Origin of the sequence: Saccharopolyspora sp. 6M (assembly GCF_020176775.1) — a bacterium.
Lineage (GTDB): Bacteria > Actinomycetota > Actinomycetes > Mycobacteriales > Pseudonocardiaceae > Saccharopolyspora_C > Saccharopolyspora_C gregorii.
On the sequence record NZ_JAIUJZ010000271.1, the window covers coordinates 5600 to 8982 of the forward strand.

Annotated in this window: 2 protein-coding genes; both read right to left on the bottom strand. The window is 72.5% G+C overall.

What is annotated here, in order from left to right; translation table 11 throughout:
- Window positions 1-132: 132 nt before the first annotated feature.
- Window positions 133-3030: a penicillin acylase family protein gene (locus tag LCD31_RS27130; RefSeq protein ID WP_224962732.1), complete on the bottom strand. Its 2898-nt coding sequence runs from the start codon at window positions 3028-3030 to the stop codon at window positions 133-135.
- Window positions 3031-3194: 164 nt separating this feature from the next.
- On the bottom strand, window positions 3195-3383 hold a 189-nt coding region (locus LCD31_RS27135), incomplete at its 5' end, for a hypothetical protein (protein ID WP_224962734.1).

Consider the following 3383-nt stretch of genomic DNA (forward strand, 5'->3'; position numbering starts at 1 on the left):
CGCCTGTCCGCCCGGGCCCCTTCACGCCCCCCCGGGCCGGGGGGGGGGGGCGCTGCCTGCACACCGGTCTCGGAGTGAAGGGACCGCTTGCCCCATCCCGTTGGACCAACGGTCCGTTCACTCCGCGGCGGGTCAGCGGTGGGACGTGAACTCCACCACCTGCTGGTACGTCGGCCGGTTCTGCCAGCTGATCGGGTCGTGCGCGATGCCGCCGATCTTGTTGTGCACGATCGCGTCGGCACACCACTGGTCGCCGGGTTCGCAGTCGGCGTCACCGGGGTAGGTCTGCTCGGCCGGCGTGTCGGCGGCGGCGCGGAGGCTGTCCTGCAGCGCCTGCCGGCACGCGTCGAGGTCTCCTTCGCCGCACAGCGAGTTCCCGGGCGCGGCGGGCCCGGTGCCGAACCCGCCGGGCACCTCGTCGCCGAGCGCGCCGCGCAGGTTCTTCGACACCTGCCCGTACCAGCCGTTGAGGAACGCCGAGCCCTGGTGCGGTTGCCCGACGTGCAGCCCGGGTTCCTCGTTCTGCCAACCGGAGGGCGATTCGTTGATGTGCTCGGCGCCGGTCAGCGCCCGGTAGGCGTCGGCGCCCACGGCGGGTTCGAAGATGCCGCGGGTGAGTTGCGGCCACCAGGCGTCGAGGAGTTCGACGGCGTCGGCGTGCGCGTACTCCCGGCTGCCGGGCTCGGTTTCGGTGCGGAGACCGCCGTCGGCGAGCCAGGCGCGCAGCGAGTCGATCTCCCCGGCGAGCGCCGGGTCGACGGGCCCGCTGTCGAGCACCCGCAGCAGGTCCGGCAGCACGCGTTCGGCGCGCAGGTCGGCGACGGCGGCCTCGGACATGGCGCGGGTCAGTTCGGCCCGGTCGACGCCGCCCTGGGCGACGAGTCCGCGGACGCGGGAGTCGAGCAGGTCGCCGCGCTGCACGGCACCCTTGTTGAGGCCCGCGCCGCTGGTCCCGGGCGCCTGCTTGTTGTTCCAGCTGACGTAGTAGTCCTGGTCGACGGACTGCGGGTGCTGCTCCGGCGGCAGGTACCGGGCGGTGTTCCCGTCGGGGTTCCAGTCCTGCCAGTCGTGGGCGGGGTCGGCGAGCACCGGCATGCTGGGGTCGACGTGCGGTTGCCGCGCCGGGTTGGCCCCGGAGTTGAAGTAGGCGGTGTGCTCGGCGTCGGCGTAGAACCAGTTGAACGTGTAGTTCACGTCGTTCGCGGCCTGCTGGAACGCTTCCGGCGAGGTGATCTCGCCGGGGTCGTTGAACCGCTGGAACCCGATGATCGAGTCGACCTCGTGCTGGAAGGTGGAGCGCAGCGTGGTGTAGGCGACGGGTTTTCCGCCGATGGTGGCGCGGTGGGTGATCGGCCCGTACTCGGTGCGGAAGGACACGAGCCGGTAGGAGCCGGCGGGGGTGTCGTCACCGAGGTTCGGTTCCCACGCGTTGCGCCGCTCGACCTGCTTCATCGGCACGCATTCACCGCGGAACAGGTAGTGGTCGGCGTCCTTGGTGACGGAACCGCCGTCCGGGGAGCAGAGTTCGACGGCGTAGGTGTCGATGATGTCCTGGGCGGCGGTGGTGGCGCTCCACGAGTAGTCCTGGCCGCGGCCGAGCAGCGTGTAGAAGCTGAGTCCCGCGAACGAGGCGCCCTGGGAGGAGATCCCGGGTCCCTGCAGCTCTTGCAGGGTGAGCAGCTGCGGCGCGAAGTACCCGGTCTGCGGCCCGTACACGGCGATGGGGTGCCCGCTGGCGGTGTGCTCGCCGGAGACGAGCAGCGCGTTGGACATGCCGCGCGGTTCGGCCATGCCCGCGGGCAGCACGCCGTCGTCGAACATGCCGCGCAGCGCGTCGACCTGCTCTTCGCGGGGCAGCGGCCGTTCGGGCGCGGCTTCGGGGGCGGTCTGCGGCCCGGGCGCGGCGGCGTCGGGTTCGGCGGCGGAGCCGGTCTCGTCGAACACGAGCTGCTGGTCGGTGACGGAGCCGGGGTCGGGCATGGCGCGGCCCTGCGGGTCGTCCGGGGTGGCGGCGTAGGGGAATTCGCTGCCGTCGTGCACGGTGGAGATGGCTTCGGGGTCGTTCTCGGCGCGGAAGGTGCGCCAGACCTGTTCGCCGCGTTCGGGCCCGAAGCGCTCGTGCAGGGACATGCGGGCCACCGCCTGCTGCACTTCGTTGCCGCCTCCGCCGCCGAACTGGGCGCCGACGACGGAGGCCAGCACGACGAGGTCGGTGAGCTCGAAGGGTTCGATCTCGCCCGCGTTGGTGATGGGGTCGACGTGGCCGGTGGCGACGTATTCGCCGGGGAAGTAGCGGCCGTCGTGGGCTTCGCGGAGGTAGGTGTTGATGCCGTCCACGTAGGACTGCGCGTCGGCGAGGGCCTGCGCACCGCGCGGTCCCGATGCGGCGGCGCTGTCGATCTGCTGCTGCAGCTCCTCCTCGGTGTAGGGCGAGGTGGCGAAGAAGCTCTGCTCCAGTTCGCGGTTCGCGGGGGCGCCGCCGGCGAAGGGGCTGACCTCGCCGCGTCCGGCGTGGCGCAGCACGTCCATCAGGAAAAGCTTGTCCTCGGCGGTGGCGTACCCGGCGCCGAAGGTGGTGCCCGCGCGGGTGTCGCCGTAGATGTGCGGGACTCCGGCGGACTTGTCCCGCACGACCGTGACGTCTTCGCGCGGCCGGTAGGTGCGGTCCACGTCGTCGGGTTCGACGCCGAAGGAGTTGTCGCTGAAGAACTCGTCGATGGTGCCGGTGGTGAGCTGCTTGTACCCGGTGGCCAGGTCGGCGTAGGGCGCGATCTGGTCGTCGGAGTGCTTCGGCTTGGTGCCGAACAGCAGGTGTCCGGCGAGTTCGGCGAGCGTGGCGTTGCCGTTCTGGCCGGGGGGCAGCACGTGGTGGCACTGCCCGCCGCAGTGGTCCGGGGCCTCGGGCGCGGTGAACCCGGACGTGCCGGGTGCGGCGGGCTCGGGGGCGGCGGCTGCGGCGGGGGCGAGGGCGAGCGCGCCGAGGAGGGCGCCGACGCCGAGTGCGGCGGTGATGCGGTGCGGCCCGGCCATCTGCGAGTCCTCTCGTCGGCTTCGGGCCGGACGCTAATCGAAGATCAGCGGAAATGAAATCAATTCACGTTCTGCGTGGATTCAGATTGAGCCGTCCGAGTGATCCGGTCACCCCGAACGCTCAGCTCCGCGACGACCACCGCTGCCCGGGTCGGCGCAGCGGCTCATCCGGCATCCGGGTGCCGCCCGACGTCCGCGGCCGCCCTCTCGACCGCCGCGGGCACCGGCGCGTCGCACCTCCCGGCCCCCGGCCGGTCCGGCACCGCCCGACCCGGCGCCACCCCGTCCGGCTCGTCCCGATCAGACCCGGCCCGCTCCGAGCCGGCCCGGCCGACCCCGGCCCGCTCCGGCAC